The 15,284-nt window shown below is 63.0% G+C and carries 13 protein-coding genes; 6 read left to right on the top strand and 7 right to left on the bottom strand.

Going from position 1 to position 15,284, the window contains the following annotated elements; all coding sequences use genetic code 11:
- Positions 1–107 precede the first annotated feature (107 nt).
- The 3 genes from amaB to GKIL_RS11400 form a co-directional block, all read right to left on the bottom strand.
- The gene (gene amaB / locus GKIL_RS11410) at positions 108–1,655 is read right to left on the bottom strand and encodes an L-piperidine-6-carboxylate dehydrogenase (protein WP_023173761.1); all 1,548 of its coding nucleotides are present in this window, start codon (positions 1,653–1,655) and stop codon (positions 108–110) included.
- Positions 1,656–1,883: 228 nt separating this feature from the next.
- Positions 1,884–3,038, bottom strand: coding sequence for a cob(I)yrinic acid a,c-diamide adenosyltransferase (locus GKIL_RS11405; RefSeq protein ID WP_023173760.1), 1,155 nt, complete (start codon positions 3,036–3,038; stop codon positions 1,884–1,886).
- Positions 3,039–3,255: 217 nt separating this feature from the next.
- A complete protein-coding gene (locus tag GKIL_RS11400) occupies positions 3,256–4,632 on the bottom strand; it encodes a UDP-glucose dehydrogenase family protein (protein WP_023173759.1) in 1,377 nt (458 codons plus the stop codon).
- 139 nt (positions 4,633–4,771) lie between these two features.
- On the opposite strand from GKIL_RS11400, the gene pdxA reads away from it, so the two are divergent.
- Genes pdxA through GKIL_RS11380 form a run of 4 tightly spaced genes read left to right on the top strand, consistent with a single transcriptional unit; the run spans position 4,772 to position 8,314 of the window.
- The gene (gene pdxA / locus GKIL_RS11395) at positions 4,772–5,821 is read left to right on the top strand and encodes a 4-hydroxythreonine-4-phosphate dehydrogenase PdxA (RefSeq protein WP_023173758.1); all 1,050 of its coding nucleotides are present in this window, start codon (positions 4,772–4,774) and stop codon (positions 5,819–5,821) included.
- A 3-nt stretch (positions 5,822–5,824) separates the two neighbouring features.
- Positions 5,825–7,201, top strand: coding sequence for a L,D-transpeptidase family protein (locus tag GKIL_RS11390; protein ID WP_023173757.1), 1,377 nt, complete (start codon positions 5,825–5,827; stop codon positions 7,199–7,201).
- On the top strand, positions 7,198–7,578 hold the full coding sequence (locus GKIL_RS11385) for a YkgJ family cysteine cluster protein (protein WP_023173756.1): 381 nt from the start codon (positions 7,198–7,200) through the stop codon (positions 7,576–7,578). Before GKIL_RS11390 ends, GKIL_RS11385 begins: the two co-directional genes overlap by 4 nt.
- Before the next feature lie 37 nt (positions 7,579–7,615).
- Positions 7,616–8,314, top strand: a complete 699-nt coding sequence (locus GKIL_RS11380) for a peptidylprolyl isomerase (RefSeq protein ID WP_023173755.1) — start codon at positions 7,616–7,618, stop codon at positions 8,312–8,314.
- On the opposite strand, the gene GKIL_RS11375 is transcribed toward GKIL_RS11380, so the two are convergent.
- Positions 8,311–9,192 carry a hypothetical protein gene (locus GKIL_RS11375; protein ID WP_023173753.1) on the bottom strand — a complete coding sequence of 294 codons (882 nt, stop codon included), beginning with the start codon at positions 9,190–9,192 and terminating at the stop codon, positions 8,311–8,313. The genes GKIL_RS11380 and GKIL_RS11375 overlap by 4 nt on opposite strands.
- 262 nt (positions 9,193–9,454) lie before the next feature.
- Here GKIL_RS11375 and GKIL_RS11370 point away from each other — a divergent pair, with 262 nt between their 5' ends.
- The gene (locus GKIL_RS11370) at positions 9,455–10,888 is read left to right on the top strand and encodes a sensor histidine kinase (protein WP_023173752.1); all 1,434 of its coding nucleotides are present in this window, start codon (positions 9,455–9,457) and stop codon (positions 10,886–10,888) included.
- Here the strand turns inward: GKIL_RS11370 and GKIL_RS11365 are convergent.
- On the bottom strand, positions 10,885–11,655 hold the full coding sequence (locus tag GKIL_RS11365; RefSeq protein ID WP_041243905.1) for a Uma2 family endonuclease: 771 nt from the start codon (positions 11,653–11,655) through the stop codon (positions 10,885–10,887). The two genes, GKIL_RS11370 and GKIL_RS11365, sit on opposite strands and share 4 nt — an antisense overlap.
- Positions 11,656–12,043: 388 nt before the next feature.
- On the opposite strand from GKIL_RS11365, the gene GKIL_RS11360 reads away from it, so the two are divergent.
- A complete protein-coding gene (locus GKIL_RS11360; RefSeq protein WP_023171280.1) occupies positions 12,044–13,072 on the top strand; it encodes an IS110 family RNA-guided transposase in 1,029 nt (342 codons plus the stop codon).
- A 166-nt stretch (positions 13,073–13,238) separates the two neighbouring features.
- On the opposite strand, the gene lpxB is transcribed toward GKIL_RS11360, so the two are convergent.
- Both lpxB and lpxA read right to left on the bottom strand, forming a co-directional pair.
- On the bottom strand, positions 13,239–14,399 hold the full coding sequence (lpxB, locus tag GKIL_RS11355) for a lipid-A-disaccharide synthase (protein WP_023173749.1): 1,161 nt from the start codon (positions 14,397–14,399) through the stop codon (positions 13,239–13,241).
- A gap of 4 nt (positions 14,400–14,403) precedes the next feature.
- Complete coding sequence (lpxA, locus tag GKIL_RS11350) at positions 14,404–15,267, bottom strand: acyl-ACP--UDP-N-acetylglucosamine O-acyltransferase (protein ID WP_041243904.1); 864 nt, start codon at positions 15,265–15,267, stop codon at positions 14,404–14,406.
- Positions 15,268–15,284: the final 17 nt, after the last annotated feature.

Below are 15,284 nucleotides of genomic sequence, written 5' to 3'. Positions count from 1 at the left end.
GCCACTTCCTCATCAAGGCGAAGGCGGTAGAACCTTCGTCTCACGTATTATCCTGCCGGGCTCTGCTCTCGAACTATCAAGAGTTGTCACAATTGTGAGACGGAACCTCAGCCTTCGATTGCAAACTGGATGCCCTGGGCGAGGGGAAGCTCGTGCGAGTAGTTGATCGTGTTTGTAGCACGACGCATGTACGTTTTCCAGGCGTCGCTGCCGGACTCGCGGCCACCGCCGGTTTCTTTTTCGCCGCCGAAGGCACCGCCTATTTCGGCTCCACTCGGGCCGATGTTGACGTTGGCGATGCCGCAGTCGCTGCCGGTGGCCGACAAAAACCGTTCCGCCTCCCGCAGGTCGGTCGTGAAGATCGACGAGGACAGTCCCTGGGGCACGTCGTTGTGCAGGTGGATGGCCTCCGATAGCTCGCCATAGGAGAGGACGTAGAGGATGGGTGCAAAAGTCTCCCGGCGCACCACTGCACTCTGGGCGGGCATCAGGGCGAGGGCCGGACGGACGTAGTAGGCGTCCGGGTAGCGATCGGCGAGCAGGCGTTCGCCTCCAATCACTGTTCCCCCTTCGGCTCGGGCATCGCTCAGCGCCTGCTGCATCCGCTCAAAGGCATCCCTGTCGATGAGGGGACCGACCAGGGTGGGCGCTTCGAGGGGATTGCCGACCGACACCGCATCGTAGGCGCGGACCAGCCGATCGATCAGGGGCTGATAGAGGCTCTGGTGAATAAAAAGCCGCCGCAGGGTGGTGCAGCGCTGACCGGCGGTGCCGACGGCGGCAAAGAGAATGGCGCGCACGGCCAGATCGAGGTCGGCGGAGGGACAGACGATCATGCCGTTGTTGCCCCCCAGCTCCAACAGGGCGCGGGCGAAACGGGCGGCCAGCCGCTGGCCGACGGCGCGGCCCATCTGGGTCGAACCGGTGGCTGAGACGAGGGGCACGCGCCGGTCGTCCACGAGCACTTCGCCCACCGTCCGATTGCCGACAATCAGTTCGCTCAGACCGTCAGGAGCTGTGCCGAAGCGCTCCGCCGCCCGCTCAAAGAGCGCCTGGGTGGCGAGAGCAGTGAGGGGCGTCTTCTCGGAGGGCTTCCAGATCACGCTGTCACCGGCGACGAGGGCGAGGGCGGCGTTCCACGACCAGACGGCCACCGGAAAATTAAAGGCGCTGATGATCCCCACCGCACCCAGCGGATGCCAGCTCTCGCGCATCGCGTGGCCAGGCCGCTCGGTGGCGATCGTGAGGCCGTAGAGCTGACGGGACAGACCAACGGCAAAGTCGCAGATGTCGATCATCTCCTGCACCTCGCCCAGTCCTTCCTGGAGGATCTTGCCCGCCTCCAGGCTGACCAGGCGGCCCAGTTCGCTCTTGTGGGCGCGCAACTCCTCGCCCAAAAGCCGTACCAGCTCACCCCGGCGGGGTGCCGGCACCTCCCGCCAGCTCAAGAATGCCCGGTGAGCGCGCTCGATCGCCGCCTGCACGTCTGCTACCGTATGGGTCTGCAGGCGGGCAAGCAGGCTGCCGTCGATGGGTGAACGCACCTCAAGACTGCCGGCTTTCAATTTTTCGGGCGGAACACCGAGCCGGGCGAGCAGACCGGTGGCCTCCGCCGCAAGGGAATGGGCAGGATCGGCGGCGATCGAAGCGGACATGGCAGATTTCTCCAGCAAGACGGGGTGAATCAGCGACACAGTAGCGGTCCCGCCACCTACAGCCAGCGGAGTCGAGCTTGAAGCGCACTTGAGCAGCAGGCCATGCGGGCCAGATCCTATGATACTGCGGTGGGCCGGACCATCCGAGCGAAGTCGGGTTGCCCAAAAAAATCCGGGCCGAGGGGACGGCCCGGAACGGTTACTCGATGCACTGGACAGGTAGACAGCTTAAAAATCGACGCCGCGCTTGAGATCGACGCCCTGCTCGGCGTAGTGCTTGTGGCAGACCATCTCGGAGTGGATGGTCGCCAGCTCAAAGTAGGCAGGCGGCTTGAAGCAGCGGCCAGTGATGATGATCTCGGTGTCGCGGGGCTTGCGCAGTAGGGCTTTGACGATGGGCTCCACCGGCAACAGCTCAAGATCGACCGTCGGATTCAGTTCGTCGAGGATGATCGTCTTATAAAGCCCCGAGGCAATCGCTGCCTGGGCAATCTCCCAGCCGCGCTCTGCCTCGACGTAATCGAGTTCCTGCTGCTTGCCGCGCCAGACGATCGCATCGCGCCCGCAGCGGTGGTGATCGATGAGGTGGGGATAGCTCTGGTGCAGCGCCCGGATCGCGGCGTCCTCGGTGTAGCCCGAGCCGCCCTTGAGCCACTGCATGATCAGTACCCGGTGCGAGAGATCGCGGGAGATGCCCTGGCCAATCGCCTGCAGCGCCCGCCCGAGGGCAGAAGTCGATTTGCCCTTGCCCGCGCCGGTGTAGATCTCGATGCCGGAGTCGCGCTGGGGATGGCTGCCGTTGCCGTTGCCGTTACCCGTGGGCTCGGGGCGGCGGTGGGCGCGCATCTCAGAGTGGAGGTTGGCAACGTCGAGAATTTCTTTGGGTGCCCCCCGCCCGGTGATGATCACCTCCAGATCCTGGGGCTTTTGCTGCAGGGTGCTCACCACCTCCGCCACCGGCAACAAACCCAGATCGAGCACCGGGTTGAGTTCGTCGAGGACCAGAACCGAATAGAATCCCGAGGCGATCGCCCCCTTGGCGATGTCCCAGCCCCGGCGGGCTTCTTTTTTGTCGAAGGGAATCACCTGCTCAGCGCCAAAAAATTCGGCCCGCCCCGTGCGCACCTGGTCGATCAGGTGGGGAAAGGCGCGGCGCAGCGCCTCGATCGCCGCATCTTCGGAGTACTCGCGCCCCGGTCCTTTTAGAAAACGCAACAGCAGCACGCGGTTGTCGCGCTTTTCGGCGATGCCCAGACCAATCGAGCGCAGGACCACACCCAGAGCAGCCTGGGACTTGCCCTTGCCCAGGCCATCGTAGACATGGATCTGGCCAATCGTCCGATCGGGAATCACCTGGGCTGTGAGGATGCCAATCTCCGCCATGAAAGCCTCTAGTGGGAGCGGTTGCGCCTGGACCGACGGCCATACTGTACCACATACAGTCCATATTTAGCAGCTTGTGCCGTGTGAAGTTCTATATGTAGTGTTTGGTAGAGTTCAGGGCCACCCGTGCCCCTTCAATGTAACCGAGCAAAGCGTCCGTCGGGGTGCAGGAGCGTTCCTGCACCCCGACGGACGCTTTGAGTTGGGCAGACGGAGGCTAGCGACCGATGCCGACGTAGACGAGGCCCGCTCCCTGCACCGCCTCGCGCTTGAGGCAGTTGCGGCCATCGACGACGACCCGACCGCGCAGCAGGCGGCTCACCTCGGCCAGATCGAACTGGGCGTACTCGGGCCACTCGGTCATCACCACCAGGGCGTCCGCCTGTTCGAGGGCGGCGAGGGCGCTGGGCGTCACCTGCAGATCCGGCACCTGCACCTGGGCCTGGGCAGCGGTGACGATCGGGTCGTGGGCCACCACCCGGCAGCCAAGATTCAATAGTTGCGTCGCCACCTCAAGGGCCGGGGCGCTGCGGATGTCGTCGGTGTGGGGTTTGAAGGCCAGTCCCCAAATGGCGATCGTGCGGCCTTTGAGGATGCGCAGTTCGCGCTGGAGCTTTTCGATGATCCGCTTGCGCTGGGTATCGTTGACTGCGAGCGTCGCCCGCAGGAGCGAACACTCGTAGCCGTATTCCTGGCCGGTGCTCACCAGAGCTGAGACATCTTTTGGAAAGCACGAGCCGCCCCAACCGGCACCGGCGTTGAGAAACTGGTTGCCGATGCGCTTGTCGAGGCCGATCGCCTGGGCGACACGCGACACGTCTGCTCCGACCCGCTCGCAGATATTGGCGATCTCGTTGATGAAGCTGATCTTGGTCGCCAGAAAGGCGTTGGCGGCGTACTTGATCATCTCGGCGGAGGCCAGATCGGTGACCACGAGCGGCACCGGGGTGCGGTCGGGCTCCTCGGGGGCCACCCAGTAGCTATAGAGTTCGCGCATCACCTGCTCGGCCCGCTCGCTCTCAGCGCCGATCACGATCCGGTCGGGGTTGAAAGTGTCCCAGACCGCCGAGCCTTCGCGCAAAAATTCGGGATTGCTCACGATGTCAAAGTGCAACTCCGGCGGAGCCTGCAGGACAGCCACTCCGCCATCGCCTGCGGCGGCAGCGACCGGGCTGCGGGCACCGTCCTCGACGAGCATCCTCACCCAGTTGCCGGAGCCGACTGGAACGGTGGACTTGTTGACGATCACCCGGTAGCGGCTGTCGAGGTGCTGGCCGACCGAACGGGCGACGGCGCGCACCGCCGAGAGATCCGGCGAGCCGTCCGGGCGGGAAGGGGTGCCGACCGTGATAAATAGCACCTCGGCGTGTTGGACGACGGTGGCCAGACTATCGGTAAAACTAAGCAATCCACTATCGACATCCTGCTGGACCAGTTCTTCGAGCCCCGGCTCATAGATGGGCATGATCCCCTGCTTGAGGCGCTCGACTTTGGCAGTGTCGTTGTCCATGCAGAAAACTTGATGCCCGACGCGGGCCAGACAGGCTCCGGTGACGAGCCCGACGTATCCTGTTCCAATCACTCCGACTTTCATACACTCACTCCATATACGGTTGCAAAAAGCACCCAGAAAGGGAACCTGTAACTGGCACTTCTTCTTAGAGTACGCTAAGAGCATCTGGCAAAAGTAGGAAAATCCTGCTTCTTTGCTTGAAGAGACTGCAAAGTTTGGCATGAACGCGGCTTTACACAGACAGATTCCTTCCCTCGCGATCAGCCTGGGCGATCCGGCAGGCATCGGGCCGGAGGTTGTTCTAAAGGCACTGGCCCTCGCCCCGGTGCGCGAGCGCTGCCGACCGATCGTCCACGGCAGCCGGAAGCTGATCGAGGGGACCTACTGGCAACTGCGGGAGCGATCGGTCGCTCCCCTCGCCGCTCCCGACAGCTTCGAGATCGTCGATCTGCCCGCAGGCGGGCCGGTGGCTGCCGGTATCGTCGCTGCCGGGGCGGGGGACTTGAGCTTCGCTTACCTGCAATCGGCGATCGAAGCGGTGCAGGCGGGCCAGGCGGCTGGGATCGTCACCGCCCCCATCCACAAGTCCGCCTGGCATCTGGCCGGGCACCGCTATCCTGGCCAGACCGAGGTGCTGGCGCACGCCTTTGGCAGCGAACGCTACGGGATGCTCTTCGCGGCGCGCCCGGCCACCGGCAGTTGGGCGCTGCGGGTGCTGCTTGCCACCACTCACATTCCGCTCGCCCAGGTGAGCGCGAGCCTCAGCCCCCAGCTGTTGCGCGACAAATTGCAACTGCTGTTCGACAGCTTAAAGCGCGATTTTGGTCTGGACGAGCCGCTCGTCGCCGTCGCGGGCCTCAATCCCCACGCCGGTGAGAACGGCCAGATCGGCAGCGAAGAGCGCGAATGGCTCACGGCCCTGATTGCAGAATGGCAGCAGCGGGGCTATCGGATCAAAGGCCCGGTACCGCCCGACACCCTCTGGATCGACGCGGCCCGCGCCTGGGCGGGGGAACCCGCCGCTGCCTGCGACGGCTATCTGGCGCTCTACCACGACCAGGGACTGATTCCGGTCAAGATGCTCGCCTTCGATCAGGCCGTCAATACGACGATTGGCCTCCCCATCGTCCGCACCTCCCCGGATCATGGCACCGCCTTCGACATCGTTGGCCAGGGCGTCGCCCGCCACCAGAGTATGGTAGCGGCGATCGAACTGGCGGCTGAGCTGGCTGGTCGCCGCGCATCGTTGTCTGTTGCACACGCGAGGTAAGCCTTGGGCGCTCAAAAAGCGGTCTTTGTCTGGAATGCAGCGACGAGCTGGCTGGCGGGAACGGTGGTTGCCGCTCTATTGGGTCTTTTTGCCTGGTGGCAGCTCATCCCGCTCGATGTGAGCATGATCCCCGCTGCCGGCAGCACCGGAGTGGACCCGCGCCACGCCGTCACCCTCCAGACTGTGGGCCTCGGCAGCCGCATCGCCCAGATCGCAGTGCGCGACAGCAGCGGCAGGTTGGTCGCAGGCGCTGAGCAGAGTGCGCACTTTCGCATCGCGCCGCCCCTGGCCTTCGGTACCCGCTATACGGTGAACGTGCAGGTGGTGCGCGACTGGACCGGCCAGACTGCCGGGCGCGTGCTCTCCTTTGAGACGGCGGCGATGCCGCAGCTACAGGGCACGACCACCCGGCTCCTGGGGGCGGACGGTTCGGTGGCGCTCCAGTTCGACCGACCGGTGGGCGGGCTGCAACTGGAGAGCGACCAGCTCGATTTAACTGTGCAGGGCGAAGCTTCCCAGCGCCGCTTCCGGGTGGTGGCCAAAAATTATCGCCAGGGCCAGAGCTACCCGGTCCAACTCAACTGGACGACCAGCGCCGGCATCCCCCTGCCGCCCCTCACCCTGCAACTGGTCGCCCCGCCGCCCCTGACTGCTAAGCTCGACGCCCAGGGTCTGAGCGATGTTGGCCTTGCCTTGCCGCTGCTTTTTACCTTCAGCGAGCCGCTTCTCGATCGAGAAGCAGCGAGCGCCCACATCGCCGTTCAAGTTAAAGACGGCGAGGCCGTTGCAGGCCGCTGGCAGTGGCTGGGCAAAAGGCGGCTGCAGTTTACACCCCGTCCGGCCTGGCCTGCTGCCAGCACGATCGCCGTCCACATCGACCCGGCGGGGCTGGTGGCCCTGGGGGGTGGCCATCTGGAGCGGGCGCTCGATTATCACTTCTCCACCGGCAGCGACCGGCGGATCGTCGTCTATCTCGACACCCAAAAAGTCGAGGCGATCGAAGCTGGCGAGGTCGTCCGCACCTTCAGCGTCAGCACCGGCAAGGCCGGTACGCCCACGGTGAGCGGCACCTACTATATCTATGCCCGCTATCCCATCAAGACGATGCGCAGCAGCGCCCGACCCGGCCAGCCGGGCTACTACGTCGTCGAGAACGTCCCCTACGCCCAGTACTTTCACGAAGGCTACGCCTTTCACGGAGCCTGGTGGCACAACGCCTTCGGCACCCCGGTCAGCCACGGCTGCGTCAATATGTCCACCCGCAACCACAATCGCCGCTGGCCGAACGCGCGCGAGGATGCAGGCTGGCTCTGGCGCTGGGCAGCGCTCGGGGTGCCGGTGACGGTCTACCGCCACACCCCTGCCCGTGCTGCTACATGAAAAGCTGGCAGTGCGTCCAGAACTGTGGAGCCTGCTGCTATCTGGCTCCGGCGGAGCGGCCCTTTTTAGCCGAGTACCTGAGCGCGGAGTTGCTGGCGCTCTACCACTCGCTGGTGGGAGCGGACGGCTGGTGCATCCACTTTCAAAAAACGACGCGCCGCTGCGGCATCTACGCGAATCGCCCGGCCTTCTGTCGGGTTTCGCCCCAGGTGCTCCAGGATCTCTACGGCGAGGATCCGGACGATCTGACAGAATGGGCGATCCACTGCTGCCGCGAGCACATCGATAGCGTCTGGGGAGCGGCCAGCCTTGAACGGCAGCGCTTCGAGCAGCAGCTCAGTGGAGAGCCTGCGGATATCGACGGCGGCATGGCATGATAGTTTGCGGCCAGCAAGTTCGCAAGGAATCAATTCGATGCAACGGATGCGACTGACCCTCCGCCTGTTTCTCGCCTCAGCCTTTATTCTGGCGGTCAGTGCCTGCAGCGCAGTTGTCCCACCGGCCAGTACACAGGAGAATCCCAAGGTGACCAATTCCGCCAACGTTCCGGCCAACCTGCCCAGGCTCAAGGGCAAGGCGACGGTCGAACTGAAGACGAATAAAGGCCCGATCGTCCTGGAGGTAGACGGCGACAATGCGCCGGTCACCGCCGGTAACTTCGTCGATCTGGTCAAGCGCAAATTTTTTGACAACCTGACGTTTCACCGGGTCGTACCGGGCTTTGTCATCCAGGGGGGCGACCCACGCGGCAACGGTACCGGCGGCTTTATCGACCCGGCCACCCGCAGCGAGCGCACGATTCCCTTCGAGATCCGGCCTACCGGCAAGGACGGCAAGCCTGGCGAGTTGCTCTACGGCAGCACCTACAGCGAGAACGGCCTCTCTCCCCGCCAGCAACCGCCGGTGCTGCTCCACAACCGGGGCGCACTGGCGATGGCCCGCTCCCAAAATCCCAACTCCGCCTCGTCGCAGTTTTATATCACCCTCGCCGACACCCACCAGCTCGACGGCGAATACGCTGTCTTTGGCAAGGTGCTCAAGGGCCAGGAAGTCGTCGATCAGATCCGCGTCGGCGACAAGATTCTCTCTGCCACCGTCGTCTCAGGGGGTTAAGAGCGCCGCTGGGAATAGACCAGCCGGGCCCTGGCTTCGCGCAGGCTGATAGCAGCCAGGGAGCGAAAAAAAAGCGACAGCTCGTCGTCTTTGCTCTTATCAGGCTTCGTCAGACAGCTGTTGGCCGCGTCGATCGCTTTGGGGAAAAATTCGGGATCTTCGAGGCCCAGGCCAGCTGAAAGTTGATAGAAGCTGTTGAGCGCCGAAGCCACCGTTGTGGCCAACTCGTCCCTCGGATGCAGCAGGGCCAGTTGCTGGGCGGTGTTGCGGTAGTAGGCCAGTTGAACGAGCAGTTCGTCCACCGAGACCGAGCGCGTCTCGCCGGTCTGGGAGAGGGCTTCTTTGAGATTGAGGGCAATGTCGCGCACGCTGCGCTCGGCACCGTCCGGCTGGGAGCGCTCATCCGCAGGTGCATCCTTCAGCAGTGCGATGGCGTCGGGCAACTTCCGGGCAGCCCCCAGCGTACTACCCAGGATGGCAGCACAACTGAGGGCCGCGATCAGCAACTGGGCCAGACAGCTCGGCAGCCGGGCCGGCACGGCGGCGTTAGTCGCCAGCGGTACCTCCTGCTGGCCGTCGCGCAACATCAGGTTGCTCACCTGGGCAATCCAGCCGTCGGTGCGCTGGAGCTGATCGCCGGTGCTCAGGCGCTGCTCGCCCTCCAGCGGCAGGCCGTTGAGCCTGACGGCCTCGGTGGGCACACAGCGCACCCGGCAGCCATTCTCGTACTGATAAAAGACCAGTAAAGGCCGACGGCTGCGACCAACGCTGAGGCGACCGTCGCTCTCCCAACTCAGCCGGACGATCTGGCCCTGGAACCGATAGACTTCCCCTTCGGCAAATTCCTCGTTTTTGAGGACGCGCAATTGCAAAAGCATCGGCCTGGATTACCCTTGGCAATAGGTTAGCCGATTACTGGCTCGGAGTAAGCGCACTGGAATGCAGACCTTTTTGAACCAACGCCAGCTGCGGGCGGCTGTTCGACGGACAGCCCGGCTTTTGCGACGCCGAAAACCGCCTGAGCGTTCCCCAAAGCCGCGATCGCTCCGGCCCACGACCATCCACTCTCCCTGGCTCCCGGTCCTGAACTGGCTAAAGACCCGGCAGTGGAAATTACTTTTTTCAAGCCTAGGTGCCGGCGTGTTCGCCAGTGCGCTGGTGCTCTGGAGCCTGCAGACATTGCTCCCAGATGGTACGTACTATACGCAGGTGCAGATTCCGCTGGCTCACCAGTGGAACCTGCCCCAGCGCGAGGTCTTAGGCTGGTCCAGTTACGCGGAAACCTTGATCAAAGCCGGAAAGCCGGATCAGGCATTGAAGGTGTATTCGCTCGCCAAGGGATTGCTCGACAACCGCAGCGATCCGGCAAGCCGCGAATTGCTCAGGCAGATGCAGACCCAGACGGATGAACTGAGGGGCGTGGTCGCAGACTTTCCTTTCTTCGTGCGTCCCCCCTGGGGTTCGACGCTCCTGAAGCTCGTTCAAAACCCCCTCGATTCGGCGGCCTGGCTCGACGCGCTGGTAGCCTATCCCCTGATCGCAGAGCCACAGATTGCCGCCTTTCTCGTGTTGAGCATCTGGCTTGCAGCGAGCTTCGTGCAGGCGCTCCAGGAGCAGATGGCCTGGACGCGCATTCTCGATCAAGAGCGGCTTGTCTCGCTCGGGCGGGTGCTGCCCCTGGTACTGGGTAGCGGCCTGCTAGCATTGCTTCTCGCTGCTCTGGTGACGCTTTCGCCCTCGCAGCCGGTGCTGGCGGCGGTGGTCTGCGGGGCAGCGGTGCCGGGACTGTTCGTGCAGGTACTCAACCGCTTTTATCCACTGAGAGCCCGGCGCGCCCTCGCCGCCTGGGAATCCCAGCACCGGGCCGAATTCAGTTCAGAATTGCACAATACGGCCCAGCAGAGCATCATGAGCGCCCAGGGACTTCTGCGCGAAATCATCGATGAATTGGAAAATTCCGACGAGCCGGAGGCTGGTCACTACGCCTGGCGGCTGGCGGAGGCGATGGAGCGCTGCCAGGAAGTCGAGGACGAGCTGCGGGTACTGCGCAACGGCACCGAGGACAAGTTCGCCCGTGGCCAGACGTTTGTCGATGCGATCGAGCCCATCTGCGACCGGTTAAACCGGCGCGGCGTCGAGTCGCACTTTCAGTGGTTCTGGGAAGGTGAGCTTCTCGAAGCCGCCGATTGGGAAGCGCTCGCTTTTAACCTGGCCGAGAGCGCCCGCGACCGCCGCATCGCCGCGACGCTCTATCAGGTTCTTTCAGAATTGAGCTGGAACGTGATCAAGTACGCCCGCCTCGACAACGAGCAGGTGCGCGCCGACATCATCTTCAGTGGGGTGCGCCAGAACCAGTTCATCCGCTACACCCTCGAAGTGCGCGACAACGGCCCCGGCTTCGACGTGCAGACTGCCCAGGACCGCCGTCCCCACTCCGGCATCTTTTCGTTAGAGCGCTACTTGCGCCGGGTCGAGATTGTCGGTGCCCAGGCCCACAGCACCCTGCACACCGCCCCCGGCCAAGGCACGCGCATCCACACCGAGATCCTGGTGATGGCGCGACCCGAACGCTAAAGACTGTCTGGATCGATCCCCACTTCTTTGAGCTTCTGGGCAAGCGCCTGGGCCCGTCGCTCGGCCAACTGGGCGCGCTGCTCCGCCGATTCAGCCCGTTGCCGCTCCAGAGCAACTCTCTCTTGCTCGCTGGGAATCCACTGCCCCTCACTGTCGTACCACCGCAGCCACTGCCGCTCCCAGTCGGCAAACCTTCCCCTCCACAAACCCAAACCGATCTGCAGCTCCTCTATCCACAGACGACTCTCGGACTGCTCTCTATAAAGCCCCGCTTCCAGACGAAATATCTGGAGTGTGTCGTCTACCCGGTCGAAGAGCACGTAGTAGGGCACCTGCAATATCTGCTCGTACACTTCCCACTTCGAGGGCGGTTGCTGGCCGCGCAGCGTCAGCCCCTGGTCTTCTTCGATCGTGTTCGGTGAGAGCAGTTCGACGACGACGAGGGGCGAGCGCCCTTCCTGCCAGCGCACATAGCTGAGCCTGCCGCCCTCGACGAAGCGGGGGACACTCACCACTGCAAACCAGTCCGGGCGCTTGTAGTACTTGGGATTGTTCGGATCGTAGTAGATATTCAAATCAGCGGCGGTAAGCACCTGCTCGATGGGCACAGCCAGGGGTCGAAAGGTCTGGCTGAGCAGTTGGGGCTGCCAGTCGTGGAACTGGTCGGGCAAACCGGGTTCCTCGGGGTTCTCGCTTGGTAAATCGTACATCGTTGGCAAAGAGGGGTTTGCCAGCGGTAGTGGAGAACCGGGTTTGAAGGCATTCATTCTTGATCAAGAAGCGCGTTGACTTTCAGTGTATCCGGCAGATTGTCGCCCTTTGATCGACCAAGTAGCTGGAGGTGATTAAACGTCAGATCAAAGCAGCCCTACGTCCCAGAAGAAAAATAAGACAAATCTGCAACCGACTTCACCCATCCCACCTGCAGCCCAGTTACAGTGAACCCCCCCTCGTATATTGCTATTGGTTCCAAGGTAGCGGTGAGGACTGTGCCCCCCCTTGCGGCTTTGACCGCGTGGAAGAGATTGTCCCCCGCTATCAAGGACCGGCAAAGCTGAACCGTATCGAGTGGCACTGACCACGTATCACGAGGCTAGACTTTTGCCGTCCTGCGGAACTTGCCTACCTCCTCTGAAGCTTCAACTGGAGACACTCATGCAGCGAGACGGTTCACAAAACGACTATCAGCTATTTGTCGGTATTGATGTGGCGGCACTCACTGTCACTGCCGCCTGGCTGCTCACCCACGCAAAGCCTACCGCTGCCATCACACTGCCCCAAACCCCCGAAGGACACTGCCAATTGGCCGAACGCTTACTCGCCGTCTGTCCCACCGCCGCTGAGGTGTTAGTGGTCATCGAAGCCACAGGCTCCTACTGGATGCGACTGGCCACATTTCTGGCGCTCAAAGGTTTTGCCGTCAGTGTGGTCAACCCCGCTCAGTCTCATTACTTTGCCAGGGCACTGCTCAAGCGTTCCAAAAGCGATGCGCTTGATGCCCAGACGCTTGCCCAACTCGCTGCCGCCCTGCAACCTGGTCTTTGGCAGCCGCCGCCTGAGATTTATTACCAACTCCAACAGCGCCTGCAGCATCGCGATGCCTTGCTGCAGCAACGCCAACAACTGCACAACCAGTTGCACGCTCTGCGGCAATTTCCGTTGGTGGTGGCGGCGGTACAAGCGAGTCTGGAGCAGTTGAGCCACACCTTCGATGAGCAGATTGCGCAGATGGAAGCTCAGCTAGAAGCGCTGCTCGCCCAAGACTCGCTTTGGCATCAAGCTGCAACCAAGCTGCGCACTATCAAAGGCATTGGGTCTGTCACCGCTGGGTGGGTGTTGGTGAGTACCCTCAACTTCGGCTGCTGTGCAACGGTGGAAGCGGCGGTGGCCTACGCGGGTCTCGCTCCCCGCTCCCACCGTAGCGGCACCAGCCTTCATAGACCAGAGCGCATCGGCCATGCAGGCAATGCCCGCTTACGCACGGCGCTGTATATGGCGAGCTTGAGTGCGATCCGCTGCAATCAGCAGATTAAAAGCTTTTACCAGCGGCTACGAGCAGCCGGTAAACCGGCAAAGGTAGCGCTTTGCGCTGCGGCTCGCAAACTCTTACACATTGCCTGGGCGGTTGTGAAAACAGACACGCCTTTCGATGCAGAGCACGGCAGGTTGGTTTGCTTGCAGTAGGGCGGAGGAAGAGAAGAAAGGAGGAGGCTGCTTGACTCTCAATACCGTATCTCTTCTCCTCTGCCCGGCGGGGCAGCCCCCCATTCGGGGGGCAGGAGGAGGAGAGCGGGGGCAGGGGGGGTGTGGAGGGGTGGGGACGGTTTCAGCTTTGTCTACCTGGTCAGCATCAGCCGCGCTTGTCGAGCATTTCGAGGATGGCATCGGCGGCGCGATCGACGACCCCCGCATCGCCGAGCAGGGCGCGGATGCGAGCGTACTCTGAGCGCATTCGAGCGGCAGCCTGGGGATTGGTGAGCAATTCGAGGCTGGCGGCGGTGAGTGCCTCGACCGTCGCCTTTTCCTGCAAAAATTCGGGCACGATGGGCGACATGTCCACGAGATTGACCGGGCACATAAAAGGAATCTTGAAGCCCATCAAGTTGCGCGCCACCCAGATCGTGCGCGGATCGACGCGGTAGGCGACCACCTGGGGCAGATCGAGCAGGGCCGCTTCTAAGTTGACGGTGCCGGACTTGGTGAGGAGCAGGTCGGCGGCGGCGAGGGCGTCATAGTTGCGGCCCTCCGGTACGAACTGAAAAGCGATTCCAGAAGCGGCAGCAGCCTGTTCGATCGCCTCTCGAAAGCGGGGGGTGGAGGCGGAGATCCAGAAGCGCACTGCCGGGAGGGTGTGCTCGATCGCCCTGGCGGTCTCGAACAACAACGGCATCAGGTGCTGCAACTCCTGGGAGCGCGAGGCCGGGGCAAGCACCACTGCCGGGCTCGCTTCGGGCGTCTGCATCAACTCGCGAAAGGCGGCCCGGCTGGTCCGGGCCTGGGCGATATCGATGAGCGGGTGGCCAATCCAGCGCACGTTGCCGCCGTGGCGCTCGTAGTAGCGGGCTTCCTCCGGAAAGATAGCGAGAATGAGATCGCTGAAGGTAACGATCCGGGCCGTATCACCCCGGAAGGTACTCCAGACCCACTCCTGGGGAGCGATGTAATAGACCACTGGGATGCCCAGCTTGCGGGCGAGCCGCCCGACGCGGACATTGGCACCGATGTAGTCGATGAGCACGACCAGATCCGGCCTGTAGCGATCAAAAAAAGACTTGAGGCGGTTCTGGATGCGCAGGGTAGGCAGGATATAAGGAATCGCTTCGACCACGCCGATCGAGGAGAGCGTCATCGTATCGCCCAGCATCGGCACCCCGAGGGCGGCCATCCGCTGGCCGCCCAGGGCTTCGATCTCAAGCTCCGGACGGCGCTCGCGCAGCGCCTGGATCAAAAAGCTGCCGTGCAGGTCGCCTGAGACCTCGCCGGTACTGATAAACAGGCGCTGGGAGGCCATCGGGTTAACTGTCTTCGCCCACAGTGCGCCGGCGGGCCGCCGGAGTCGGCCCCCGGCGGGCGGGGGAGCCTGCCGAATGCTGCAAGAACGTGAGCAGATGGTCGATGTAGGGATTGCCCGCCAGACTCTGCACCTCCTGCAGGGCTTTTTCGAGCGGAAAACCGTTGCGGTAGAGCAACTTGTACGCCTGTCTGAGCAGGCGGTAGCTCTCGCGGTCGTGCCCGGCGGCGTCTGAGATCCCGGCGCGCTCAAGGCCGACCCAGTTGAGCCCCCGGACGCGCCCCGGATGGCCCTCGACCAGGGTAAAAGGCGGCACGTCGCGGTCGATGCGGGCCATCGCCCCGATCATCGCCAGCCTGCCGACGTGGACGAACTGGTGGAGGCCCACCATCCCTCCGATGCGCGCCTGCGATTCGATATGGATGTGCCCGGCCAGGGCGACGGTGTTGGTGATGATGACGTTGTTGCCGATCACACAGTTATGGCCGACATGGACGTAGGCCATCAGCAGATTGTGGTTGCCCAGGACCGTCTCGTTGCCTTCGTCGGTGACGGTGCCCCGGTTGATCGTCACAAATTCGCGGATGCGGTTGCCGTCGCCGATGCGCACGCAGGAGGGTTCACCCTTGTACTTGAGATCTTGAGGCGGGGTTCCGATCGTCGCACCGTTGTAGATTTCGTTGTCTGCTCCGATTTGCGTCCAACCATCGATCACCACATGGGGGCCGACGATCGTGTTGGGTCCGATGCGTACATGCTCACCGATCACCGCGAACGCCCCGACCTGCACAGTGGAATCGAGTTCTGCCCGTGGGTCAACGACAGCGGTGGGATGAATCAAAGGCGTCCTCAGAGCGGTTGGGTTCATGACTTTGATGATTGTGG

Origin of the sequence: Gloeobacter kilaueensis JS1 (assembly GCF_000484535.1) — a bacterium.
Lineage (GTDB): Bacteria > Cyanobacteriota > Cyanobacteriia > Gloeobacterales > Gloeobacteraceae > Gloeobacter > Gloeobacter kilaueensis.
Note: the sequence above shows the minus strand (reverse complement) of the source record. Positions and strands in the feature narration are given on the sequence as shown.

Bases quoted from the DNA above. Each gene is read 5' to 3' on its own strand.
- lpxB (WP_023173749.1), bottom strand. From the start codon at position 14,399: ATGGCCTCCCAGCGCCTGTTTATCAGTACCGGCGAGGTCTCAGGCGAC.
- GKIL_RS11380 (WP_023173755.1), top strand. From the start codon at position 7,616: ATGCAACGGATGCGACTGACCCTCCGCCTGTTTCTCGCCTCAGCCTTT.
- GKIL_RS11375 (WP_023173753.1), bottom strand. From the start codon at position 9,192: ATGCTTTTGCAATTGCGCGTCCTCAAAAACGAGGAATTTGCCGAAGGG.
- GKIL_RS11400 (WP_023173759.1), bottom strand. From the start codon at position 4,632: ATGAAAGTCGGAGTGATTGGAACAGGATACGTCGGGCTCGTCACCGGA.
- amaB (WP_023173761.1), bottom strand. From the start codon at position 1,655: ATGTCCGCTTCGATCGCCGCCGATCCTGCCCATTCCCTTGCGGCGGAG.
- GKIL_RS11360 (WP_023171280.1), top strand. From the start codon at position 12,044: ATGCAGCGAGACGGTTCACAAAACGACTATCAGCTATTTGTCGGTATT.
- GKIL_RS11365 (WP_041243905.1), bottom strand. From the start codon at position 11,655: ATGAATGCCTTCAAACCCGGTTCTCCACTACCGCTGGCAAACCCCTCT.
- GKIL_RS11385 (WP_023173756.1), top strand. From the start codon at position 7,198: ATGAAAAGCTGGCAGTGCGTCCAGAACTGTGGAGCCTGCTGCTATCTG.
- GKIL_RS11405 (WP_023173760.1), bottom strand. From the start codon at position 3,038: ATGGCGGAGATTGGCATCCTCACAGCCCAGGTGATTCCCGATCGGACG.
- pdxA (WP_023173758.1), top strand. From the start codon at position 4,772: ATGAACGCGGCTTTACACAGACAGATTCCTTCCCTCGCGATCAGCCTG.
- lpxA (WP_041243904.1), bottom strand. From the start codon at position 15,267: ATGAACCCAACCGCTCTGAGGACGCCTTTGATTCATCCCACCGCTGTC.